The 23305-nt window shown below is 64.6% G+C and carries 18 protein-coding genes; 8 read left to right on the forward strand and 10 right to left on the reverse strand.

Features of this window, described 5'->3' with window-relative positions:
* The 3 genes from KHY18_RS22990 to KHY18_RS23000 form a co-directional block, all read right to left on the reverse strand.
* Nucleotides 1-872: VOC family protein (locus KHY18_RS22990; protein ID WP_213305478.1), on the reverse strand; the 872-nt coding region annotated here is incomplete at its 3' end.
* A gap of 30 nt (nt 873-902) precedes the next feature.
* Nucleotides 903-2339 carry an FAD-binding oxidoreductase gene (locus KHY18_RS22995; protein ID WP_249729331.1) on the reverse strand — a complete coding sequence of 479 codons (1437 nt, stop codon included), beginning with the start codon at nt 2337-2339 and terminating at the stop codon, nt 903-905.
* A complete protein-coding gene (locus KHY18_RS23000; protein WP_213305481.1) occupies nt 2336-3328 on the reverse strand; it encodes a Bug family tripartite tricarboxylate transporter substrate binding protein in 993 nt (330 codons plus the stop codon). Before KHY18_RS23000 ends, KHY18_RS22995 begins: the two co-directional genes overlap by 4 nt.
* Nucleotides 3329-3517: 189 nt before the next feature.
* Here KHY18_RS23000 and KHY18_RS23005 point away from each other — a divergent pair, with 189 nt between their 5' ends.
* Complete coding sequence (locus tag KHY18_RS23005) at nt 3518-4429, forward strand: LysR family transcriptional regulator (protein WP_213305520.1); 912 nt, start codon at nt 3518-3520, stop codon at nt 4427-4429.
* Between the two features lie 27 nt (nt 4430-4456).
* On the opposite strand, the gene KHY18_RS23010 is transcribed toward KHY18_RS23005, so the two are convergent.
* Together KHY18_RS23010 and KHY18_RS23015 are read right to left on the reverse strand one after the other, a co-directional pair.
* A complete protein-coding gene (locus tag KHY18_RS23010) occupies nt 4457-5716 on the reverse strand; it encodes a PepSY-associated TM helix domain-containing protein (RefSeq protein ID WP_213305484.1) in 1260 nt (419 codons plus the stop codon).
* A 12-nt stretch (nt 5717-5728) separates the two neighbouring features.
* A complete protein-coding gene (locus tag KHY18_RS23015) occupies nt 5729-7909 on the reverse strand; it encodes a TonB-dependent receptor (RefSeq protein ID WP_213305487.1) in 2181 nt (726 codons plus the stop codon).
* Nucleotides 7910-8214: 305 nt separating this feature from the next.
* Here KHY18_RS23015 and KHY18_RS23020 point away from each other — a divergent pair, with 305 nt between their 5' ends.
* From KHY18_RS23020 to groL, 3 genes are all read left to right on the forward strand, one after another.
* Nucleotides 8215-10680: a DUF3772 domain-containing protein gene (locus KHY18_RS23020; protein WP_213305490.1), complete on the forward strand. Its 2466-nt coding sequence runs from the start codon at nt 8215-8217 to the stop codon at nt 10678-10680.
* Between the two features lie 128 nt (nt 10681-10808).
* The gene (locus KHY18_RS23025) at nt 10809-11099 is read left to right on the forward strand and encodes a co-chaperone GroES (protein ID WP_119558898.1); all 291 of its coding nucleotides are present in this window, start codon (nt 10809-10811) and stop codon (nt 11097-11099) included.
* Nucleotides 11100-11146: 47 nt separating this feature from the next.
* On the forward strand, nt 11147-12802 hold the full coding sequence (gene groL, locus KHY18_RS23030) for a chaperonin GroEL (protein ID WP_213305492.1): 1656 nt from the start codon (nt 11147-11149) through the stop codon (nt 12800-12802).
* 118 nt (nt 12803-12920) lie between these two features.
* Here groL and pgi read toward each other — a convergent pair whose 3' ends face one another.
* A complete protein-coding gene (pgi, locus tag KHY18_RS23035; RefSeq protein ID WP_213305494.1) occupies nt 12921-14513 on the reverse strand; it encodes a glucose-6-phosphate isomerase in 1593 nt (530 codons plus the stop codon).
* Between the two features lies 1 nt (nt 14514).
* Nucleotides 14515-15468 (reverse strand): transaldolase, encoded by a 954-nt coding sequence (tal, locus tag KHY18_RS23040; protein ID WP_213305496.1) that lies wholly within the window; start codon nt 15466-15468, stop codon nt 14515-14517.
* Nucleotides 15469-15691: 223 nt separating this feature from the next.
* Here tal and KHY18_RS23045 point away from each other — a divergent pair, with 223 nt between their 5' ends.
* A complete protein-coding gene (locus tag KHY18_RS23045) occupies nt 15692-16546 on the forward strand; it encodes a MurR/RpiR family transcriptional regulator (RefSeq protein WP_213305498.1) in 855 nt (284 codons plus the stop codon).
* A gap of 88 nt (nt 16547-16634) precedes the next feature.
* Here the strand turns inward: KHY18_RS23045 and KHY18_RS23050 are convergent, their stop codons facing one another.
* Together KHY18_RS23050 and KHY18_RS23055 are read right to left on the reverse strand one after the other, a co-directional pair.
* The gene (locus tag KHY18_RS23050; RefSeq protein ID WP_213305500.1) at nt 16635-17744 is read right to left on the reverse strand and encodes a porin; all 1110 of its coding nucleotides are present in this window, start codon (nt 17742-17744) and stop codon (nt 16635-16637) included.
* 222 nt (nt 17745-17966) lie between these two features.
* The gene (locus KHY18_RS23055; RefSeq protein WP_213305502.1) at nt 17967-19022 is read right to left on the reverse strand and encodes a porin; all 1056 of its coding nucleotides are present in this window, start codon (nt 19020-19022) and stop codon (nt 17967-17969) included.
* Nucleotides 19023-19330: 308 nt separating this feature from the next.
* On the opposite strand from KHY18_RS23055, the gene coq7 reads away from it, so the two are divergent.
* Nucleotides 19331-19948: a 2-polyprenyl-3-methyl-6-methoxy-1,4-benzoquinone monooxygenase gene (coq7, locus tag KHY18_RS23060; protein ID WP_213305505.1), complete on the forward strand. Its 618-nt coding sequence runs from the start codon at nt 19331-19333 to the stop codon at nt 19946-19948.
* A 146-nt stretch (nt 19949-20094) separates the two neighbouring features.
* Here coq7 and KHY18_RS23065 read toward each other — a convergent pair whose 3' ends face one another.
* Nucleotides 20095-20547, reverse strand: coding sequence for an OsmC family protein (locus KHY18_RS23065; RefSeq protein ID WP_213305508.1), 453 nt, complete (start codon nt 20545-20547; stop codon nt 20095-20097).
* A 336-nt stretch (nt 20548-20883) separates the two neighbouring features.
* On the opposite strand from KHY18_RS23065, the gene ilvA reads away from it, so the two are divergent.
* Both ilvA and cobS read left to right on the forward strand, forming a co-directional pair.
* On the forward strand, nt 20884-22437 hold the full coding sequence (gene ilvA / locus KHY18_RS23070; RefSeq protein WP_213305511.1) for a threonine ammonia-lyase, biosynthetic: 1554 nt from the start codon (nt 20884-20886) through the stop codon (nt 22435-22437).
* A 26-nt stretch (nt 22438-22463) separates the two neighbouring features.
* On the forward strand, nt 22464-23276 hold the full coding sequence (gene cobS / locus KHY18_RS23075; RefSeq protein WP_213305514.1) for an adenosylcobinamide-GDP ribazoletransferase: 813 nt from the start codon (nt 22464-22466) through the stop codon (nt 23274-23276).
* Nucleotides 23277-23305 lie beyond the last annotated feature (29 nt).

The raw sequence follows: 23305 nt of genomic DNA on the forward strand, positions 1-23305 counted from the left end.
TCACCGAAGCGCGCGGTATGCGCGCCTGCGGCGCCGTCGCCCGCGAACACGATGGGTTCTTCCAGCGCCTTGAAGCTGGTCTGGCGAAGCAGGATGGGATGGCGGCGGCGCGGCGGGCCTTCGACCACGTCCTTGGCGGCCACGCCGCGGCGCGGCATCTCGGCCTGGGCGGCGTCTATGTCCAGCGTGCGCGGCGTCAGGTGGTTGATGTGCGGGCCCTTGAACGACACCACATCGGCAATCAGCCGGTGCGCGGCATTCAGCTGGCGATGCGTCTCATGGCTCACCGTGGCTTCGCTGTGCCAGCGGAAAGTCTGCGTGGCTTCGTGCACGAACTCGGCCGCCTGCTGCGCGTCCAGGCCGCCCGCGGTCTCGCATTGCTGCGTCAGCTCCAGCGCGCGCGGCGTGAAGATGCGGCGCTTGGCCAGAATTTCCTGGGCCTGGGCGCGCAGCGCGGGGTCGGCGATCAGTTCAAGGCGCAGCAGCGAAGTGAAGACGCGAAACGGGTTGATGCGCAGCGCCGCGTCATCGACGGGGCGAAATGCCGTCGCATGCACGGGCACGCCCGCAACCGACAGATCGTAGTAACCGACGGGGTGCATGCCCATGACGCGAAACACGCGCCGCATCGTCGCCAGCTCCTCGGGCGTGCCCAGGCGGATCGCGCCATGGCGCTCGACGTCGATGCGGTCCAGTTCGCCCGCATCCTGCAGCTGCTGGCGCAGTTCGGGATTCTGTTCCAGCGTGGCGCGATTGATGTCGGCGACGAGTTCCAGCAGGGTGCCGTATTGCGGCACTTCCTGGCGGTACATCGCCGACATGGATTGGGAAAACAGATCGCGGATCTGGTCGGAGTTCACGAAAGAGGACATGGTGGTCGGAGAATTCAAAGCAACGAAAGGTCAGGCTTGCAGCACGCGGCCCGGGTTCAGGGTATTGAGAGGATCGAGCGCGTTCTTGATGGTGTGCATCAGCGCCAGCGCCGTCGCCGACTTGTGCTGGGGCAGCTTGTGCAGCTTGAGTTCGCCGATGCCATGCTCGGCCGAGATCGAGCCGCGGAACTTGCTCACGGTGTCGTAGACGATGGCGCTGACCTGGTCTTCGTATTGCGCGACAAACGCCTTGGCATCGACGCCGGCCGGCGACTGGATGTTGTAGTGCAGATTGCCGTCGCCCAGGTGGCCGAAGTTCACGAAGCGTATGCCGTCGAAGGCCGCGGCCAGCGCGGCGTCGGCCTCGCGCACGAACGCCGGAATCAGCGAGATGGGAATCGAGATGTCGTGCTTCACGTTGAAGCCCTCTTCCACCTGCGCCAGCGTGATGCTCTCGCGGATATGCCAGAGGTCATGCGCCTGGCGGATGTTCTCGGCGATGATCGCGTCGGCGATCAGGCCCTGCTCCAGCGCGGCTTCGAGCATCTGCTCGAACAGGCCGCGCGCATGGGCTTCCGATTCCGCATCCGAGATTTCGATCAGCACGCACCAGGGCGTCTGCTGCCACATCGGCACGCGCAGATGCGGGTAATGCTTGTCGACCAGGCTCAGCGCGAACTGGTTCATCACTTCGAAGCCCGTGAGGCCCGCGGCCAGGTGCTGGTGCGCCAGGCCCAGCAGTTCGCAGGCATGCTCGAGCGAAGGCGTTGCCACCCAGGCCGTGAGCTGGGCCGCGGGCTTGGGATACAGCCGCAGCGTCGCGGCCGTGATCACGCCCAGCGTGCCTTCGCTGCCCACGTACAGGTCGCGCAGGTCGTAGCCAGTATTGTCCTTGCGCAGGCCCGAAAGCCCGTCCCAGACTTCGCCCTGGGCCGTCACCACTTCGAGGCCCAGGCACAGCTCGCGCGCGTTGCCGTAGCGCACCACCTGGGTGCCGCCCGCATTGGTCGCCAGATTGCCGCCAATGGTGCAGCTGCCTTCGGCGCCCAGGCTCAGCGGGAACAGAAAGCCAGCTTCATCGGCGGCTTCCTGCAATGACTGCAGAATGAAACCGGCCTCGACGGTGATCGTCATGTTCTGCGGATCGATGGCGCGCAGCGCCGCCATGCGGCGCAGGCTCAGCACCACCTGCGCGCCCGAGGCGTCGGGCACCGAGCCCGCGACCAGGCCGGTGTTGCCGCCCTGGGGCACGAGCGACACGCGCGCCGCGGCGCAGGCCTGCACCACGCGCGCCACTTCAGCGGTCGTGCCGGGGCGCACCACGCACAGCGCCTTGCCCTTGGCGCGACCGCGCCAGTCCTGCTCGTAGCTCGCCAGGTCGTCGCCGCTCAGCACATGGCTGGCGCCGACGATGGCGGCCAGCGTGGTGATCAGTTCGCTGGCCATTTCAGGGACTGATTGGCTCATTGTTTTTCCAGTTTGGCGGCCTGGATGATGCCGCCCCAATGCTTGAACTCGGTGCGTGCGAAGTCGCGGAATGCCGTCGCGCCCAGCTGACGCGACTCGCCGCCCAGGGCCGCGACGCGCGCCTTGAAGTCGGCGCTCGATGCCACTTTCAGCAAGGCCGCTTCGACCTTCTGCGTCACGCTGCGCGGCGTGCCCTTGGGCGCGAGCACGCCGTTCCAGGTGGCGGTGACGAACGAGGGAAAGCCGCTTTCCTTCATGGTGGGCACATTGGGCAGCAGCGGCAGGCGTTCGGCCGAAGTCACGGCCAGCGCCTTGAGCCGGCCGCCCTGGATGAACGGCAGCGCGGGCGTGATGTTCTCAAAGATCAGGTCGATCTGGCCGCCGATCAGATCGGTCAGCGCGGGCGCGCTGCCCTTGTACGGCACATGCACCAGATCCAGTTTCGCGGCACTCTTGAACAGCTCGCCCGACAGGTGCACGGTCGAGCCCGTTCCCGGCGAGCCATAGCTCATGCCGGTGCGGCGCTCCTTGGCCTGGGCCACGAGTTCGGCCACGGTCTTCACGGGCGTCTTGGTTTCGTTGACCACGAGCACGTTGGGGATCGACGTGACCAGGGCGATGTATTCGAAATCATCGAGCGTCTTCTCGCTCTGGTTCTTGTAGAGGCTGGGGTTGATCGCCTGCGTGCCCGCCGTGCCGAACAGCAGCGTGTAGCCGTCGTTGGGCGAGGTCGCGACGCGGCTCGCACCGATGGAGCCGTTCGCGCCCGCGATGTTTTCCACGATCACCGGCTGGCCCAGCGACTCCGTCAGACCTTGCGCGATCAGCCGCGCCACCACGTCGGTATTGCCGCCCGGAGCGAACGGCACCACCAGCTTGACTGGCCGGCTGGGGAAGGTATCGGCCATGGCCGCAGCGGGCAGCGCCAGGGCGGCACCCAGCAGTGCGGCAGAGCGGAGGAAGTGTTTGCGCGAAATGATCTGGGCCACGGTATGTCTCTCTCGTTGTAATGAAGCTGAGCGAATCATCGACAGCGGCCTTCTTGACGTCAATCAATGGTTTGGAACCCAGGCATTCGCAATTGGAATGGCTGATTCCCATCGCAGACCGCTTGTACGTAGATTCCCGTATGAGGCATTTACCTAGAATGGGAATCCAAGGAAGCAGCATTCCCAAAAATCATGAATTCACGGAAATATCTCCCGCCCATGGGCTTGCTCGTGGCCTTCGAGGCCTGCGCGCGCCTGCAGAAGTTCACCAGCGCCGCGCATGAGCTGAGCCTGACGCAAAGCGCGGTCAGCCGGCAGATCCGGGCGCTCGAAGACATCGTGGGCGTGGCGCTGTTCGTGCGCGAACGCCAGGCCGTGCGGCTCACGCCCGCGGGCGAAATCTATGCGGCGGAGATTCGCCAGTCGCTGCGCGACATTGGCAACTCGACGCTGCGCATCAAGGCCAGTCCGGGCACGGGCACATTGACGCTGGCCATCTTGCCGACCATGGGAACGCGCTGGCTCGCGCCGTTGCTGCCCAGCTTCGTGCAGCGCAATCCCGGCGTGACGCTCAATCTGGTGACGCGGCTGGAGCCATTCAACATGGAGGCCCACGATGTGCATGCGGCCTTCCACTACGGCGCACCCGAATGGCCGCGCGCGGAACTGGATTTCCTGTTCGAGGAGACGATCTTCCCCGCCTGCTCCAAGAAGCTGAAGGCGCAATACAGGTTTGAGTCCGCGCAGGACGTGCTGCGTGCGCCGCTGCTGCACCTGGCTTCGCGCCCGCACGCCTGGGCCCAGTGGTTCGAGTCGCAAGGCGTTCAAGGCGCGAACGTGGGCGGCATCAGCATCGACCAATTCGCCACGGCCACCCAGGCGGCCTGCGCCGGTCTGGGCGTGGCGCTGCTGCCGGAATTCCTGTTCAGGGCGGAAGTCGAGCGTGGCGAGCTGGTGTCGGCGCTCGATGTGCGCAGCCGCAGCCAGGGCAACTATTACCTCGCCTGCGCCGCGTCCAAGGCCTGGTATCCGCCGCTCAAGGCGTTTCGCGAGTGGATAAAGGAACAGACGGCTGCGGACACCCCGGGATGGAGCCCATGAAAAAACCGCCTTGAGGCGGTTTCTGTGTCAGGCCGCGCTGGCCACGAGCGCCCGCGCCGTGGCCTTGCGCGCGCGCCGCTTGCGCTCCCAGATCACGATGCCCGTGATCGACAGCATCACCACGAACACGCCCATGATCGACATCATGATGCGGCCCGTCATGCCCAGGATGCGACCCGAATGCAGCGGCAGCTGCAGCTGCACGAACACATCGGCCGCCGAGCCATGCCAGGGCCGGTACATGCCCAGCACCTCGCCGTTGTCGGCGCTCACGTAGATGTTCGACATGCCCATGCCGCCGGTTCCCATCTCGTCCGTGGGATCGAAGAACGAGATGTTGTAGAACGGGAAGTCGCCGCCATACCAGATGCCGCCCGGCGCAAACTCGAAGCCCTGGCGCTGGCCTTCGGCGCGCGCGATATCGATGGCCGAGGCAAACGAAATCTTCGGTTCGATGAAGCTGCCGAAAGGCGCTGGCTTGATGGTTTCGTATGGACCGGGCGTGGTCTTGGAAATCTGGCTCATCACCGGATAGAACACTTCGCGGTACAGGTTCAGCGAGAACGAGGTGAACGACACGACGATGATGATCGCCCAGACCCACAGCCCGCCCGCGCGGTGCAGATCGAAGTTGAGCTTGTAGCCGCCCGCGCGCCAGCGCACTATCCACGACGGCTGCCAACGCTTCCACCAGCCGCGTTTCGGCGCCGCGACTGCGGGCGCCTCGCGGCGCGCGGCCAGGCGGCGCGGCAGCGTGAGGTACAACGCGACGAAACTGTCGATCAGCCACATCAGCGCGATGCCGCCCATCAGCCAGAAGCCCCAGCGGTCGCTGCCCCAGAAAGCCGGCATGTGCAGGCTTTCATGCAGGTGGCGCAGCCACGACATCAGATTGCGCTTGCTCAGCGCAATGCTCTTGGAGTCGCGGTGGCCCGTGATCTTCGCGGTCACGGGGTCGACGAACACGTTGTTGTAGTCGAGCACATGGGCCCGGCCCGTGGCCGGGTCCTTCTTGGGCCGCACCAGGAAGGAGGCCGCATGCCCCTCTTCCAGCGCCAGCGTCATGTACGACACCTCGACGCGCGGGTCGTCGGCCTCGACGGCCGCGGCCAGCGCCAGCGGGTTCTGCAGCGTGCCGCGCCCCGGCGTGTGCATGATGTCGGCGTTGAGCCATTCATCGATTTCGTGGTCCCACGAAATCACCGCGCCGGTTGCGCCGGCAACGATCAGGAACAACGCCGCGGTCAGGCCCAGCCAGCGGTGGACCACGGTCCAGAACTCACGCATGCAACGCTACCTTTAGAAGTCGACGCTGGCGCTGATGGCAAACGTGCGCGGGTTCGACTGCACCAGGTAGTTGGAACCTGGATAGCCGCCGACCGAAGCCCAGTATTGCTTGTCGAACACATTGTCGACACGCGCGCGCAGCGTCAGCAGACGGTCGTTGCCGATGTCCATCAGATAACGCACGCCCAGGTCGGTACGCGTCCAGCTCTTGACCTTGAGCGTGTTGGCCGCATTCGCGTACTGGCTCGACGTGTGGATCACGCGCGCGTTCAGCGCCAGACCTTGCACGCCGGGCACATTCCAGTCGCCGCCCAGCGTCAGCTGGCGACGCGGCACACCGATCGCGTTGTTGCCTTCGTACACGCCGCCTTGCGTGGTCTTGAGCTTGGCGTCGGTGAAGTTCACGCCGCCCAGAATGCGCAGGCCCTTGACGGGTTCGCCGAACACATTCAGCTCCAGGCCGCGGTAGCGCTGCGTGCCGAACTCGCCGAAGATCTGGTTTTGCACATAGGTGACCGGCTTGTCGAGCGTATAGAGCGCAGCGGTCGCGCCCAGGCCGCCCTGCTGCCACTTCACGCCGACTTCCTTCTGCTTTGCCTTGTAGGGCGAGAACACCTGGCCGGCGTTGAGCAGGGGCAGGTTGCCCGACGTGGCCGGAGCGACTTCACCCTTGATCAGGCCTTCGACGTAATTGCCGTACAGCGACACCTGGGGCGTGACCTTGAACACCAGGCCGGCGACCGGCGTGGTCGCCGACTTCTTGTAGCTGCCGGTCTGCAGATCGGTCGCGTTGTTGAAGCTCTTCTGTTCTATCGTCTGGTGGCGCAGGCCCAGCGTCAGCAGCACGCGCTCGTCATAGAACGACAGCGTGTCGGCCAGCGCGTAGCTCTGCAGGTTGTCCACCGCCGCGCGCAGCGGATTGTTCATGTTGGCGCTGACCGTCGTGTTGGCCAGGGGTGCCGAACCCACGGGGTTGTAGATGTTGATAGGCACGGGCGAGAAGTTGTACGACCAGGCATTGCGTTCCTCATGGCGGAACCACGATGCCGAAGCCACCACCTGGTGCTTGACGGCACCGGTGACGAAACGTCCGCGCAGGCCGATTTCGCCGGTCACGGTATCGTCTTCACGCTTGGTGTCGAAACGCGTGGTGTTGGCCGCGCCCGAGCTGTTGACCATCGAAGGCGTGGTCAGCGAGTTGTCTTCCTTGCCGCGCTTGACGCCGCCCGCGGCCCAGGCCGTGATCTGGTCGTTGATGTCCCACTCGGCGCGCGCGGTCGCAAACAGGTCCTCGGCATTGGAATAAGTCCAGGGCTGGGCGTAGTTGGTCTTGTTGTCGGGCACATCGGGAATGAAAGTCGCACCTGGCGTCACGCTGGGGCGTGCGGCCTTGAGCTTGTCCTTCTGGTAGCCGACGTCGGCCGAGACGCGCACATCGCGCGCACGCCAGTCGAGGCCCAGGCCCACGGCGGTCAGGCTGCGGTCTTCGCCGTCGATCGCCGTGCCGCCATCGCGGCGCACCGCGTTCAGGCGCAGGCCGGTGCTGTTGTCGGGGCCGAAGCGGCGCGACAGATCGACCGCGGCCGAAGCCTGGCCGCCCGATTGCACGCCCAGATCGACGCGGGTCAGCGGATCATTGCCGGCGCGCTTGGGCATCAGGTTGATCGAGCCGCCCAGATTGCTGCCGCCCGGGGCCGCGCCGTTGAGGAAGGCGCTGGCGCCATGCAGCACTTCGACACGCTCGAAGAATTCGGCTGCGACATATTGGCGCGGCAGCAGGCCGTACAGGCCGTTGTAGGCGAGGTCGTCCGAATACATCGGCAGGCCGCGCAGCACATAAAGTTCCTGGAAATTGCCGAAGCCGCGCGCACCGCGCACCGACGGGTCGTTGAGCAGCACTTCGCCTATGCTCTTTGCCTGCTGATCGCGGATCAGCGTGCTGGTGTAGCTGGTCAGCTGGAAAGGCGTGTCCATGACGTCCTGCTGGCCCAGCAGGCCCACGCGCCCGCCCTTGGCGACCTGTCCACCGGCGAACGGCTTGGCCAGGCCTTCGGCCGACGCATCGGCGCTGGCCTCCACGGTCACCGTTTCAAGCGTGGGCGCGGGCACCTGCTGCGCACCCACGGTACAGGCGGTCGCCCACAAAGCGATGGCGCCGACGGTGGGGCGCAGGACAAACGATGGTGTTTTCATGAATGAAATTAGAAATGATTCGCGTTAATTTTAATGAATCATGTCCTTACATCCATAACAATCCACTTTGTCCACAGAGAAGACTGGAGTCCTTTTTTCGAACTGGCGAACAGTGCGATGCGGTTGCCAGAGGGAAGCCGCTGCGCCGTGTGCCAGGAGTGGCCTGTACCTTTCTTGCGCGCCCGTTGTGGCCGGACAACACAGCGCGCCCGTTGCACTGCGCGCCGCGTCGGCAAACCGATAGACCTCTTGCATATGCAGGCATAGCCACGCGCGGGCGCAGCGGCCTCCCTATGATGGCCTCGATGACCTGGATCCACCGCTGCGCCCTCGCCCTTGCCCTCCTGTCCTGCCTGGCGTTGCCCACGGTTCAGGCCCAGCCCGCCGCCACGGCACCTGACGCCGTACCGGTCACCGCACCGGCAGCGGCCGTGCCGGGCGCGCCCGCGCCAGCGCTGGCCGCCGAGGAGCCGCTACCCAATGTAGAGACCTTGCGCAAACAGTTCGAACGCCTGCCCACGACCGCCGAGGGCAACGACGCCGTGGGCGCGCTGCAGGCCAGCTACGCCGCCTTGAGCGCGAGCGCCAAGCGCATCATCGAAGCGCGCACCGGCGAGCTCAAGGACCTGAATGCACGGCTGAGCGAGCTGGGCGCGGCACCGGCCGCCGGCGCCACCGAAGACCCCGACATCAAGCGCCAGCGCCAGACGCTCACACGCGAGCGCGACGCGGTCGATGCCGACGTCAAGCTGGCCCGGCTGATCGTGGTCGACGCCCAGCAGCGCAGCGAGGCGCTGCGCACGCGCGAACGCGATCTGTTCCAGGCACAGCTCACCAACCGCGCACCGTCGCCGCTGGGCAGCGCGTTCTGGAACGAACTGGGGCAGGCCTGGCCCGACGACCGCGCACGACTGGCTCCGATGGTCGAGGAATTGCGCGCCGCGGGCGCGCGCCTGGCGACGCCCGAAAACCGCGGCCCGGTGCTGCTGGCGCTGGCACTGGCGCTGCTGGTGATCACCGTGGGCGACCTGCTGGCCGAGCGCGGCCTGGTTCTTTTGGCGCAGCGCGTGCTGCCGGGCGGGCGGCTGCGGCGCTCGCTGCTGGTCATCGCCATCGTGGCCGTCAACATGGTGGTGGTGGCGTTGGCGCTGCAAGGCTTCTTGCAGACCGTGCGCGCGCGCGCCGACTTCGGCCCGCTGTCGGGCAAGCTCGTGGCGCTGGTCGACGAGTCGGTGCTGTACATCGTCTTCGTGACCAGCCTGGGCCGCGCGCTGCTGGCCAACGCCCGGCCGTCGTGGCGCCTGCCGTCCCTGCCCGATGCGCTGTCGCTGCGGCTGCGCCCCTACCCCTGGCTGGTGGCACTGGTCGGCGTGCTGGTCTGGGTGCCCACGCAGGTGACCATCATTTCCGAGCTCAGCATCGCCGCGCTGCGCGCCTGCCAGGGCATCACCGCGCTGGCGCTGGTGCTGCTGATCGCGGCCACGCTCACGCGGCTGCACACGCCCGAGCAGGCGGACGCCGAGCAGCCGCCCGAGCCGCGCCCGCTGTGGGTGGGCCTGATGCTGGGCCTGGTCACGCTGGCGCTGCTGGGCGTGGTGCTGATGGTCGCCATCGGCTACATCAGCGTCGCCAGCCTGGTCGCCACGCAGCTGGCCTGGACCGGGCTCGTGGCCATCAGCTTCTACGTGCTGTTCAAGTTCGCCGACGACCTGTGCATGGCGCTGCTGTCGGCGCGCGGCGACTTCGGCCAGCGCCTGCAAAAAAGCTTCGGCTTCGCGCCGTCCACGCTGGACCAGGCCGCCGTGGTGCTGTCGGCCGTGGCGCGCGTGCTGCTGTTCCTCTACATGCTGATCGCGCTGGGCGCGCAACTGGGCACGCGGCCCGACGAAGTGCTGCAGCAGACCGACCGCATCAGCGCCGGCCTCACGATTGGCGAGTTCCAGATCAAGCCCGGCGCCATCTTCAGCGCGCTGGCGGTGCTGGTCGGCGGCTTCGTCGCGCTGCGCGTGTTCCGCAACTGGCTGCGCGAACGCTACCTGCCGACCACCACCATGGAGCCGGGCATGCAAAGCTCGCTGTCCACGCTGCTCAACTACGTGGGCATCGTGCTGGTGGTCGCGGCCGGCATGTCGGCCATGGGCATAGGCATCAACCGCATCGCCTGGATCGCCAGCGCGCTGTCGGTGGGCATAGGCTTCGGCCTGCAGGCCATCGTGCAGAACTTCATCTCCGGATTGATCCTGCTCGCCGAGCGGCCCGTGAAGGTCGGCGACTGGGTGATCCTGGGCACGACCGAAGGCGACATCAAGCGCATCAACGTGCGCGCTACCGAAATCCAGCTCGGCGACCGCTCCACCGTCATCGTGCCGAACTCCGAGTTCATCACCAAGACCGTGCGCAACATGACGCTGACCGCGACCGAAGGCCGCGTGCTGATACGCCTGCCCCTGCCGCTGTCGACCGATGCCAAACTGGTGCGCGAACTGATGCTGGCCGCGTGCCGCGCCCACCCCGGCGTGCTCGAAACGCCCGAACCGTCGCTGAGCCTGGAAGGCATAGAGAACGGCAGCCTGATTTTTCAGGCCATCGCCTATGTCGCCAGCCCGCGCCTGGCGGGCGGCGTGCGCAGCGACCTGCTGTTCACCATACTGGACGACTTCAAGAACGCCGGGCTGCCGCTGGCCGTGCCCACCATGATGATGGCCAGCGCGCCGGCCGATGCGGCCGTCAATCCCCACCCCGCACCAGGCCTCTTGCAGCAAAACACTTGAAACTGCAAAAAATCGCCGTATGATTAGCACTCATTGGGGTCGAGTGCTAACAGCACCCAGCCCCAGGCTCTTTCGAATGCCGCGCACCGCGAGGCTGTTGTTCAAACCTGTTGATATTTGGAGATGTTATGCAACTTCGTCCCCTGCACGATCGCGTGATCGTCAAGCGCCTGGAAAACGAAACCAAGACTGCTTCGGGCATCTTTATCCCCGACAACGCCGCCGAGAAGCCTGACCAGGGCGAGATCCTGGCCGTCGGCCCGGGCAAGAAGAACGACAAGGGTGAACTGATCGCGCTGAACGTCAAGGTCGGCGACCGCGTTCTGTTCGGCAAGTACAGCGGCCAGACCGTCAAGGTCGATGGCGACGAACTGCTGGTGATGAAGGAAGACGACCTGTTCGCAGTCGTCGAGAAGTAAATCTTCTCCTTCCCAGCATTCCAGTTAACTGAATTCGGAGAATCAAAATGGCAGCTAAAGACGTAGTTTTCGGTGGCGAAGCGCGCGCCCGCATGGTTGAAGGCGTGAACATCCTGGCCAACGCGGTCAAGGTGACACTGGGCCCCAAGGGCCGCAACGTGGTGCTCGAGCGTTCGTTCGGCGCTCCCACCGTGACCAAGGACGGTGTGTCCGTGGCCAAGGAAATCGAACTCAAGGACAAGCTGCAGAACATGGGCGCCCAGCTCGTGAAGGAAGTGGCTTCCAAGACCAACGACATCGCCGGTGACGGCACCACGACCGCTACCGTGCTGGCCCAGGCCATCGTGCGCGAAGGTTCGAAGTATGTCGCCGCTGGTCTGAACCCCATGGACCTGAAGCGTGGCATCGACAAGGCTGTGACCGTTCTGGTCGAGCAGCTCAAGGCCCAATCCAAGGCCACGACCACTTCCAAGGAAATCGCCCAGGTCGGTTCGATCTCCGCGAACTCCGACGAGTCCGTCGGCCAGATCATTGCCAACGCAATGGACAAGGTCGGCAAGGAAGGCGTGATCACGGTTGAAGAAGGCAAGAGCCTGGACAACGAACTCGAAGTCGTTGAAGGCATGCAATTCGACCGCGGCTACCTGTCGCCCTACTTCATCAACAACCAGGAAAAGCAATCGGCCATCCTGGACAACCCCTTCGTGCTGCTGTTCGACAAGAAGATCAGCAACATCCGTGACCTGCTGCCCACGCTGGAGCAAGTCGCCAAGGCCGGTCGTCCCCTGCTGATCGTTGCCGAAGACGTCGAAGGCGAAGCCCTGGCGACGCTGGTGGTCAACACCATCCGCGGCATCCTGAAGGTTGTGGCTGTGAAGGCTCCTGGCTTCGGCGACCGCCGCAAGGCCATGCTGGAAGACATCGCCATCCTGACGGGCGGCAAGGTCATCGCTGAAGAAGTCGGCCTGACGCTGGACAAGGTCACGCTGGAAGACCTGGGCCAGGCTCAGCGCGTCGAAATCGGCAAGGAAAACACCATCATCATCGACGGTGCTGGCCAAGCTGCTGAAATCGAAGCCCGCGTGAAGCAAATCCGCATCCAGATCGAAGAAGCCACTTCCGACTACGACCGTGAAAAGCTGCAAGAGCGCGTGGCCAAGCTGGCCGGCGGTGTTGCCGTGATCAAGGTTGGCGCTGCCACCGAAGTCGAAATGAAGGAAAAGAAGGCCCGCGTTGAAGACGCACTGCACGCTACCCGTGCAGCTGTGGAAGAAGGCATCGTGGCCGGCGGCGGCGTGGCTCTGCTGCGCGCCAAGCAAGCTGTGGGCACCATCAAGGGTGACAACGCTGACCAGGACGCCGGCATCAAGCTGATCCTGAAGGCCATCGAAGCTCCCCTGCGCGAAATCGTCGCCAACGCCGGTGGCGAACCATCGGTCGTGGTCGATGCCGTGCTCAAGGGCGAAGGCAACTTCGGCTTCAACGCTGCCAACGACACCTACGGCGACATGATCGAAATGGGTATCCTGGATCCCACGAAGGTCACGCGCACTGCCCTGCAGAACGCCGCTTCCGTTGCAGCACTGCTGCTGACCACCGAGTGCATGATTGCCGACGCCCCCAAGGCTGACGCTGGTGCCGACATGGGCGGCATGGGCGGCGGCATGGGTGGCATGGGCGGCATGGGCGGCATGGGCATGTAATTTCCCTTCCGGGAAATTGCGGTCCCGCAGGTCGCAAGGCCTGCTGCAACCAGCAACCTCAACAAAAAACCCGCAGTTCGAAAGAACTGCGGGTTTTTTGTTGCCGGTGCAATCCGCTCTAAGGCAGATCGGCTGCAATCAACCGCCGCATCAAGCCTGCGGTCGACGCGTCGACATCCTGCCAGTCGCCGCGCTCCTGGCGTTCGGCCAGATCGCGCGCCAGGTTCTTGCCCAGTTCCACGCCCCACTGGTCGAAACTGTTGATGCCCCAGATCGCGCCGGTGACGAACACCCGGTGCTCATAAAGCGCGATCAGTGCGCCCAGCGATGCCGGATCGAGCTGCTGCAGCAGCAGAAAATTGCTCGGGCGGTTGCCAGGGCAATACTTCTCGCTCGATTCCTGGCGGCGGCCGACCATCAGCGCCTGCGCCTGGGCCACGGCGTTGATCAGCAGGCTGTGCTGGTGCGCGCCCAGGTATTTGCCGCCATCGCGCATGGCGATGAACTCGACGGGAATCACATCCGGGCCCTGGTGCAGCATCTGGAAGAACGCATGCTGGCCGTTGGTGCCGGGCTCGCCCCAGACCACGGCCGAGGTCGCCACGGCCACGGGCCGTCCCTGGGCGTCCACCTGCTTGCCGTTGCTTTCCATTTCGAGCTGCTGCAGATAGGCCGTGAGCCGGCGCAGGCCATGGCTGTAAGGCGCGATGCAGCGGCTGCCAAAGCCGTGGAAATTGCGATACCAGATGTCGAGCAGGCCCAGGCGCACGGGCAGATTGCGCGCCAGCGGCGCAGTCACGAAGTGCGCATCCATCGCATGCGCACCGGCCAGCAGCGCGCGAAAATGCGTGGCACCGACGGCGATCGCAATCGGCAGGCCTATGGCCGACCAGAGCGAATAACGCCCGCCGACCCAGTCCCAGAAGCCCAGCGTGCGGCGAATGCCGAACGCGGCTGCTGCGGCGACATTGGTGGTCAGGGCGATGAAATGGTCGGCAATCGCGCAGTCGCCTTCGAGCGTGCCGCCGTTGGCCAAAAACCAGGTGCGCGCCGAGTGCGCGTTGAGCATGGTCTCGGCCGTGGTGAACGACTTCGACGCCACGAGGAACAGCGTGCTCTCGGGGCGCACGCGCGACAGCACATGGCCCAGTTCGTGGCCGTCGACATTCGAGACGAAATGAAAACGCTTGTCGGGGCTGCGCCAGTCTTCGAGCGCGTTGACCACGACTTCGGGGCCCAGATGCGAGCCCCCTATGCCGATGTTGACGATGTCGGTGATTTCGGGACGCGAGCGCACCTGTTCGGCGAGCGCGAGCATCGCATCGAGCGTGTCGTGCACCGCGTCCAGCGCGGTGCGCACCGGCGCTTCCATGGGGCGATCGCGCAGCAGCCCGCCGTCACGCGGCATGCGCAGCAGCCAGTGCATCGCGGCCCGGCCTTCGGACGTATTGATGGGCGCGCCGGCGAACATCCGGTCGCGGCTTTCAACCAAGCCGCACTCCTGTGCGAGCGCGGTCAGCAGCTCTCCTGTCCTGGGCGTGATGCGGTTCTTCGACAGATCGGCGAATACATGCGGCGCCTGCTGGCTCAATGCAGCGAGGCGCCCTGGATCGTCGGCAAAACCCTGGACGATATCGAACTCCGCCATTTCCTCCCGGTAATGGCGCTCCAGCGCCTTCCAGGCCGCGGTCTCATGGCACAACACTGTCATCCTATGCAGCCGCCTGTTGCATCAGGGTTTCCAGCTGCAGCGTATCGGCGACAAACGCCCGTATGCCTTCCGCGAGCTTCTCGGTCGCCATCGCGTCGGCGTTGAGCGCCAGGCGGAAACCCGCTTCGTCGTAATGCAGCGCGGGCAGATCGAGCGCCTGCGCCGCTTCGGGCACCAGCGCGCGCTCCAGCGGCGCGTCGCTGGCCGCGAGCTTGGCCAGCAGATCGGGGGCGATCGTCAGCAGGTCGCAGCCGGCCAGGGCCGTGATCTGGCCGAGGTTGCGAAAGCTCGCACCCATGACTTCGGTCGCGATGCCGAACTTCTTGTAATGCGCATAGATCGCGCGCACCGAGCGCACGCCCGGGTCGTTCGCGCCGGCCATCGCGGCTTCGTCCCAGGACGCGCCCGCCTGCTTCTTGTACCAGTCGTAAATGCGGCCGACGAACGGCGACACCAACTGCACCTTGGCCTGGCCGCAGACCACGGCCTGGCACAGCGAGAACAGCAAGGTCAGATTGGTGTGGATGCCGCGCTGCTCGAGGCGGCGCGCGGCTTCTATGCCTTCCCAGGTCGAGGCGATCTTGATCAGCACCCGGTCGATATGCACGCCTTCGGCTTGATACAGCTCAACAATGCGTTCGGCCCGGGCCACGGTGGCGTCGGTATCGAACGACAGGCGCGCATCGACTTCGGTCGAGACGCGGCCCGGCACCAGCGCGAGGATTTCGCAGCCGAAGCGCACCAGCAGGCGGTCCATGATTTCGTCCAGCGGCCGGCCACGGCGCTGGACCACGGTGGCCTTGAGCAGCGGCGCATACTCGGGCATCTGCACGGCCTTGAGAATCAGCGACGGATTGGTGGTCGCATCCTGCGGCAAATATTGTGCAATCTGGCGAAAATCGCCGGTGTCCGCCACCACGGTGGTGAACTGTCGAAGCGCGTCGAGCTGACTCATGACCTGTTCCATTCTTGAAAAGCACCCATCTGACACGATGCTGTAGCCTTGTTATCTTACAAGCTGCGGCCGCCGTGCTGCAGCTGCCACCAACGGGCATATACAGCACGATACAAATGCGCAGTGTAGGCGCAGCGATGCAGCGATCGGCCAGGGCCGGCAACTGCGGTTACATTGACGCACGCAGCGCCGCGCGCTGCAGCGCTTACTGCCCAGGACTTTCATGTTAGATCGCATCACCGCCTCCCTGCCTTCACTGGCCCCGGCCGAACAGCGCGTGGCGCGTCTCGTGCTGGCCGACCCGCAGGCCTTTGCCCAGCTTCCGGTGCGACTGCTCGCCGAGCGCGCGCATGTGAGCAAGCCCACGGTCGTGCGCTTTTGCCGCAGCATGGGCTATGACGGCCTGGCCGACTTCAAGGTCAAGCTCGCGAACAACGCCAACGAAGGCGTGCCTTTCATCCACCGCAGCGTCGACAGCGATGACAAGACCGGCGATGTGCTGGTCAAGGTCGTCGACAACGCCGTCGCCGCATTCCTGCAGTACCGCAATGCCGCGCGCGTTACCGACCTCGAACGCGCGGCGCTGGCCATCGTCAGCAGCTGGCAGCAGGGCCGGCGCATCGAGTTCTATGGCGCGGGCAATTCCGGCATCGTCGCCCAGGACGCCCAGCACAAGTTCTTCCGGCTGGGCGTGACCAGCCTGGCGAGCAGCGACGGACATATCCAGGTGATGAGCGCCACGCTGCTGGGCCCGGGCGACTGCGCATTGATCATCTCGAACTCCGGCCGCACCCGCGACCTGATGGATGCAGCCGATATCGCCCGCGAACGCGGCGCGACGACGATTGCGATCACGGCCAGCGGCTCGCCCCTGGCCCATACGTGCGACATCCTGCTCGCCGCCGACCATCCCGAAGGCTACGACCGCTACAGCCCCATGGTTTCGCGCTTGATGCATTTGCTGATCATCGATGTGCTGGCGACCTGCGTTGCGCTGCGCATTGGCGAGCCCTTGCAGCCCGTGCTGCAGAAAATGAAGGACAGCTTGCACGCCAAGCGATATACATCAGAGGAATGACAACAGGGGCACCTATATTCGATGAATCAGCCATCGAATATAGGTACCCCTGCTGGCATGAAAATCCCCTTGCGGGGATTTACCTTGCTTAGAAGCGGTGGCGCAGGCCGGCGGTGATACCGGTGCGATCACGTGCGCGGCTGATCGGGTCCAGAACGATATTGGAGCCGCCTTTGACCTTGGTGTAATCGACACCAAAATAGGCATCAGTGCGCTTGGAGAAAGCATAATCGGCCACCGCGACCAGGAAGTTGGCCTTGCCATTGTCAGAGGCCACGGGGCTGCCCGACTGCTTGGCATGGTAATAATGCATGCCGACATTCAGCTGAGGAGTGAATTGATAGCCGAAACCGATTTTGGCCATCTGGCGCTTGTCTGCCGCGCCGCGCGTGAAGCCGCCGTTGGTATCGCCGCCCCACATGCCGCCGACGATCGCCGAATCGACCGGGCCTGGCGTGCCCTTGAGCTTGTTCTGGCCGTAGCCCAGGTTGAAATACAGCGCATTCATGCGGTAGGAACCGCCCAGCGTCCAGGCGTCCACCTTGGCGTTCTGCGGCAGCTCATAGTTCTGGTAGCCGATGCCGGCCGAAATGCCGTTGGCCGAATAGCGCAGGTAGCCGCCCGCGGTCTTCGCGCTCGCGCCGCTCACGTCTTTCTCGTCGAACGAATACTGCAAGGCACCGCGCACGGCGCCGAACTCGGCCATGTACTTGACCATGTTGTTGGCGCGCGCGCCCAGCGACATGCCGATTTCGGGCTTGTAGGCTTCCATGTATGGCGAGTAGGGGAACGACGAATATGTCGACGTCACCAGGTCAAACAGCACGTTGTACTGGCGACCCATGGTCAGGCGCCCCATGCCGCCTTGCAGGCCCACCCAGGATTGCTGCCAATAGTTGGCGGTTGCGGTCGAGCCCGAATCGGTCAGGAAACGATTTTCCAGATTGGCGATGGCCTTCAGACCGCCACCCAGATCTTCGGTCACATTAATACCCCAGCGGCTTTGCGACATGCCGCCACCGATCATTTTCGTCAGCGATGAATTTCCACCGACACCTTCATTATTGGTATGACGCACTGCAGCATCCACAATGCCGTACAGCTGAACGCTGCTGGTGCCCTGCTGGGCAAATACGACAGGGGTAGCAACCACCAAGGCGGCCATTGCGATGGCATTCTTCACAAACGATTTTTGCATGCTGCTGTCTCTCTTTATGAATAAAAGTGTGGCTGGGAGAATCCATTCTAAGTACCCACTTTTATTACGCCTAGACACGAGTGCAGCATCACAACACAGGTTTTCCCTGCAGGATTTTCCCTAGATAGCGATTTCCCTCAGAGCGAAAACACCATAAAAAAAGCCAGTCCGAAGACTGGCTTTTTTGTTTTCTAAGAAAAGCTGAGCGAACTCAGCCTGTCATTAGAACGAGTGGCGCACGCCGACTTGCACGCCGGTTTGCTTTTCGTTAGCTGCGGAAGTGGTGTTGATACCCTTGGACTGCAGACCCAGAGCCGAGCCGTCCTTGTTCTTCAGGTAAGCAACAGTGCCGTACACAGCAGTGCGCTTCGACAGGTTGTGCACGTAGCCCAGCGACAGTTGGTCAGCTTCGCCGCCAGTTGCCTTTTGGTCGTAGCGTGCGTATTGCAGCTTGACTTCGCCAGCGCCGCCGACAGGTGCCGACACGCCCAGAGCGTAGTTGTTGAACTTGCGGTCAGCGCCGGCAGCGTACGAGTACTCTTGACGCTGAGCGATACCGATCAGCTTGGCCACGCCGAAGTTGTACGAAGCACCCAGGGTCAGGGCGTCACGGTCGCCAGCGCCGCGGACGCCGGAGCCGATCACGTTCAGGCGGTCATACGACACTGCAACGCTGATGGGGCCGTTGTCATACGACACATTGCCGCCAGCATAGCGACCAGCCTTGCCGGTAGCTTGCTCGTCGAAACCGTAGCTCACGCCAGCCTTGAAGCCGCCGAAGTTAGGGGTGTAGTAGCTGACCAGGTTGTTCGAACGGATGCCGTTTTCGTCACCATTGGTGGCGGCAGCGCCGTCCCAATTGCGCCAGCCGGAGAATTGGCCGATGCCGGTTTGGCTGAACAGATCGTACGTGCTGGTCTTGTTGTAGCCTGCAACCAGGTCACGACCCAGACGCACTTCACCGAAGTTGCCTTCCAGGCCAACGGTCGAACGACGCTTGAAGTTCAGGCCATCAGGATTGCCGCCGTCAGCGAAAACTTCGCCTTCGAGCCAGAAACCAGCCTTCAGACCGCCGCCCAGGTCTTCCACGCCGCGGAAACCGATGCGGCTGGTAGCGTTGCCGCTGGTGCCCACGCCGTACTTGTTGTCGCCAGCTGCATTGACGTTGTCAACGTAACCAATGCCGGCATCGATGATACCGAACAGGGTCACGGAGGATTGGGCCATGGCGGCGCCGGAAGCAGCCAACACGGCCAGGGCAATCAGGGATTTTTTCATTGCGAATTACTCCAAGGTTTAACAGAGGGCGTCGGTGCGTTGGCAAAAAGAGCAGGGTCAGACCCTGGATTCGCCGGTTACCCGCGCCAACCTCCTGGTGGGGAAGCTCTTGCTATTGCAACAGACGACCGACCGATGCGCAAAGCAATTCACCGATAAGCCGCTGGAATCCGGGATTTCGTTGCACGGTTGCAACACCGCTTCAATGCGCGGCACAATCGTGCACAGGGGCCGCACCCGGCCCCGGCCTTCGCGGCGCCGCCCTCGGTCAGCCCGCGCTTTGTCGCCTTGCACAGCTTTTTATATCTATGGACAAGATCTTGACGGCAGCGGACGCTGCGCTTCGCACCCTGTTTGCCCGCCCCGCGGCGTCCCAGGCCTCGCCCGCTCAGGGCATTGCCGAGGCAGACCTCAGTGACGCCGAGCAGCGACTGGCGGGCGCACTGATGCGCGTCAACCATGTGGGCGAAGTCTGTGCCCAGGCGCTGTACAACGCCCAGGCCATGGTCACGCGCGATATGCATCTGCGCGGCCATTTGATCGAAGCCGCGCGCGAAGAGACCGACCACCTGGCCTGGTCACGCGCGCGCCTGGATGCCTTGGGCCAGCGGCCCAGCCTGCTCAACCCGCTGTGGTTTGCGGGCGCGTTCGCGATCGGCCTGGTGGCCGCGAAGATCAGCGACCGCGTGAGCCTGGGCTTCGTGGTGGAAACCGAGAACCAGGTATCGGCCCATCTGGGCAGCCACCTCGATCGCCTTCCCGAGCAGGACCAGGCGTCGCGCGCGGTGGTGCAGCGCATGAAGGAAGACGAGGAGCGGCATGCGGCCGAAGCGTTGGAAGCCGGCGCGGTGCTGCTGCCGCCTCCGGTCCAGAATCTGATGCGCGCGGCCGCCAAGGTGATGACGACTACCGCGCATTACGTATGACCCACTTATTTATGGCGCACAACCTATGAACCTGGCGCAACTCAGGAAGGGGACAGCGAGCAAGGGCCGCCCCGCAGCGAGGCTGTCGTCCCTAGCCGGGCGCCCCCCTCCACCGAAGGATGAGAGGGGGAAGCGGCGTAAGCCGCTCAGGGGGTGTCAATAATCTCAAAACCCGTCGTGATCTCGGCGGTCTTGCCCAGCATGATGCTGGCCGAGCAATATTTCTCGTGGCTCATGGCAATCGCGCGCTCGACGGCGCTCGCGGGCACGCCCTTGCCGGTCACGGTGAACTGCATGTGGATCTTGGTGAAGATCTTGGGGTCGGTGTCGGCACGCTCCGACGTGAGCTTGACGCTGCAGCCGCGCACGTCATGGCGGCCGCGCTTGAGGATCAGCACCACGTCATAGGCGGTGCAGCCGCCGGTGCCCGCGAGCAGCGCTTCCATGGGGCGCGGCGCGAGGTTGCGGCCACCGTTTTCCGGATTCTTCTCATCGGGCGCGCCGTCCATGGCGAGGATGTGACCGCTGCCGGTCTCCGCCACAAAGCCCATTCCCGAACGGGTGCCGCTGGCCCCGGTCCAACTCACTGTGCATTCCATGCCGTTTCCTTTGCTTTAACTGTTGCGAAATGGCATCGCCATTCCGGTAAACCCTGATTTTGCTGCAACGCAGCATGATTTGCGCTACAATTGCGTCAAGCGTTACCTGATGTGATTGTAATTTTCAGGCAGACTGCAGGACATTATTCCTGTATCGCACCCCTTGTCTCCTCCACCTCCTCTAATGGTGGATTCAGCCCTAGGCCTTACCGCCTGGGGCTTTTTTTTGGCCGATCGCTTCGCTTCACGGCTGACAACCGCCGCGAACGCACGTAAAAACGACCAAAAGCCTATGATGGCGGCCCAGCCTACCCGCAGGCTCGCCTTTTGCCGACCATGACAAAACACCTCACTCCCGCCGACTACCTCACCCGTATCCTGACCGCGCGCGTCTATGACGTGGCCGTCGAATCGGACCTGCAGCCCGCCAAGAACCTGAGCCGCCGGCTGCACAACAAGGTGCTGTTCAAGCGCGAGGACCAGCAGCCGGTGTTCAGCTTCAAGCTGCGCGGTGCCTATAACAAGATGGCCCACCTGAGCCAGGAGCAGCTGCAGCGCGGCGTGATCTGCGCTTCGGCCGGCAACCATGCCCAGGGTGTGGCCATGAGCGCGCGCAAGCTCGGCTGCCGCGCGGTGATCGTGATGCCCACGACCACGCCCCAGCTCAAGGTCGATGCCGTGCAGGCACTCGGCGGCGAAGTGGTGCTCGCCGGCGAAAGCTATTCCGACGCCTACAAGCACTCGCTGCAGTTGCAGCAGGAGCAGGGCCTGACGTTCGTGCACCCATTCGATGATCCGGACGTGATCGCCGGCCAGGGCACGATCGCCATGGAAATGCTGAGCCAGCTGCAAAAGCTCGGCACGCAGCGCCTGGATGCGGTGTTCGTCGCCATCGGCGGCGGCGGACTGATCTCGGGCGTCGCGAACTACCTCAAGGCCGTGCGGCCCGACATCAAGGTGATCGGCGTGCAGACCCGCGACTCCGATGCGATGGCGCGCTCGGTGCAGGCCGGCAAGCGTGTCGAGCTGGGCGATGTCGGACTGTTCGCCGACGGCACGGCCGTCAAGCTCGTGGGCGAGGAGACGTTCCGCATCGCGCGCAATCTGGTCGATGAATATGTGGTGGTCGATACCGACGCGGTCTGCGCCGCCATCAAGGATGTGTTCGTCGACACGCGCGCCATCGTCGAGCCTTCGGGCGCGCTGGCCGTGGCCGCGATCAAGCAATATGTCGCCACGCACAAGACCAAGGGCGAGACCTATGCCGCCATCCTGTGCGGCGCGAACATGAATTTCGACCGGCTGCGCTTCGTCGCCGAGCGCGCCGAAGTCGGCGAGGAACGCGAAGCGCTGTTCGCGGTCACCATCCCCGAGGAGCGCGGCAGCTTCAAGCGTTTCTGCGAAGTCGTGGGCAAGCTGCCCGGCGGCCAGCGCAACGTGACCGAATTCAACTACCGCATCAGCCACCAGCAGCGCGCGCATGTGTTCGTCGGCCTGACCACGGCGGCCAAGGGCGAATCGGAAAAGATCGCGAAGAACTTCCAGAAGAACGGCTTCGAGGCGCTGGACCTGACCTTCGACGAAATGGCCAAGGAGCATCTGCGCCACATGGTGGGCGGCCATTCGCCCCTGGCCCAGGAAGAGCGCCTGCTGCGCTTCGTGTTCCCCGAGCGCCCGGGCGCGCTGTTCAAGTTCCTCAGCATGATGGCGCCCACCTGGAACATTTCGCTGTTCCATTACCGCAATCAGGGCGCGGACTATGGCCGCATCCTGGTCGGCATGCAGGTGCCGGCCGAAGACGCGGCGGCGTTCGACGCCTTCCTCGCCTCCGTGGGCTACCCCTGGGTCGAGGAAACGCACAACCCGGCCTACCGACTCTTCCTGCAGTAAGCCGCGCGCGCCGCAGGCAACAGACCATGCAAGCCCTGCGCCACTTCCTGCTGGCCCTGCAGTTCTTCACGCGCATTCCGGTCACGGGGCGGCTCGCCGACTGGGTAGGCTTCAGTCCGGCGATGCTGCGCGCCAGCGCGGCCCACTTTCCGGGCATAGGCTGGATCGCGGGCGCTTTCGGCGCCGGCGCCTATGCGGCCGTGCATGCGGCGTTGGCGCCCAGCGTTTTTGCGCCGCTGGCCGCGGCCGTGCTGTGCTGCGTGGCCACGGCCTGGATGACGGGCGGCTTCCATGAAGACGGCCTGGCCGATGTGGCCGACGGCCTGGGCGGCAGCGCGAACCGCGAACGCGCGCTCGACATCATGAAAGACTCGCGCCTGGGCGCCTATGGCGCGCTGGCGCTGGTGCTGGCCCTGCTCGCCAAGATCAGCCTGCTCGCGGTGCTGGGCAGCCATAGCCTGGCCGCCGCGGCCGCCGCCGTGGCCGTCGCGCATGTGGTTTCGCGCTTCTGGCCGCTGTGCCTGGTGCGCATGCTGCCGCATGTGGGCGACACCGCGCGCTCCAAGAGCAAACCCCTGGCCGACCAGATCAGCACCCGCGCGCTGGTGGCCGCGGGCCTGTGGTGCGTCGCGCCGCTGGCGCTCTACGTGCTGGTCCAGCCGCCGCTGGCGCTGGGCCTGGGCCTGGTGGGCAGCGCGCTGGCGGCGCTGTGGCTCGCGCGCTGGTTCGCCCAGCGCCTGCAGGGCTTCACCGGCGACTGCCTGGGCGCGACCCAGCAGATCAGCGAAATCGCTTTTTACCTGGGTGCGGCCGTCGCCGTGCTGCGCAGCGCCGGATGAGCGCGCGGCTGTGGCTGGTGCGCCATGCA

This window comes from Acidovorax sp. CCYZU-2555, assembly GCF_018413525.1.
Lineage (GTDB): Bacteria > Pseudomonadota > Gammaproteobacteria > Burkholderiales > Burkholderiaceae_C > Comamonas.

Bases quoted from the DNA above. Each gene is read 5' to 3' on its own strand.
- KHY18_RS22995 (WP_249729331.1), bottom strand. From the start codon at position 2,339: ATGAGCCAATCAGTCCCTGAAATGGCCAGCGAACTGATCACCACGCTG.
- KHY18_RS23020 (WP_213305490.1), top strand. From the start codon at position 8,215: ATGACCTGGATCCACCGCTGCGCCCTCGCCCTTGCCCTCCTGTCCTGC.
- KHY18_RS23055 (WP_213305502.1), bottom strand. From the start codon at position 19,022: ATGAAAAAATCCCTGATTGCCCTGGCCGTGTTGGCTGCTTCCGGCGCC.
- KHY18_RS23015 (WP_213305487.1), bottom strand. From the start codon at position 7,909: ATGAAAACACCATCGTTTGTCCTGCGCCCCACCGTCGGCGCCATCGCT.
- cobS (WP_213305514.1), top strand. From the start codon at position 22,464: ATGCAAGCCCTGCGCCACTTCCTGCTGGCCCTGCAGTTCTTCACGCGC.
- pgi (WP_213305494.1), bottom strand. From the start codon at position 14,513: ATGACAGTGTTGTGCCATGAGACCGCGGCCTGGAAGGCGCTGGAGCGC.
- coq7 (WP_213305505.1), top strand. From the start codon at position 19,331: ATGGACAAGATCTTGACGGCAGCGGACGCTGCGCTTCGCACCCTGTTT.
- ilvA (WP_213305511.1), top strand. From the start codon at position 20,884: ATGACAAAACACCTCACTCCCGCCGACTACCTCACCCGTATCCTGACC.
- KHY18_RS23010 (WP_213305484.1), bottom strand. From the start codon at position 5,716: ATGCGTGAGTTCTGGACCGTGGTCCACCGCTGGCTGGGCCTGACCGCG.
- groL (WP_213305492.1), top strand. From the start codon at position 11,147: ATGGCAGCTAAAGACGTAGTTTTCGGTGGCGAAGCGCGCGCCCGCATG.
- tal (WP_213305496.1), bottom strand. From the start codon at position 15,468: ATGAGTCAGCTCGACGCGCTTCGACAGTTCACCACCGTGGTGGCGGAC.
- KHY18_RS23025 (WP_119558898.1), top strand. From the start codon at position 10,809: ATGCAACTTCGTCCCCTGCACGATCGCGTGATCGTCAAGCGCCTGGAA.
- KHY18_RS23050 (WP_213305500.1), bottom strand. From the start codon at position 17,744: ATGCAAAAATCGTTTGTGAAGAATGCCATCGCAATGGCCGCCTTGGTG.
- KHY18_RS23065 (WP_213305508.1), bottom strand. From the start codon at position 20,547: ATGGAATGCACAGTGAGTTGGACCGGGGCCAGCGGCACCCGTTCGGGA.
- KHY18_RS23045 (WP_213305498.1), top strand. From the start codon at position 15,692: ATGTTAGATCGCATCACCGCCTCCCTGCCTTCACTGGCCCCGGCCGAA.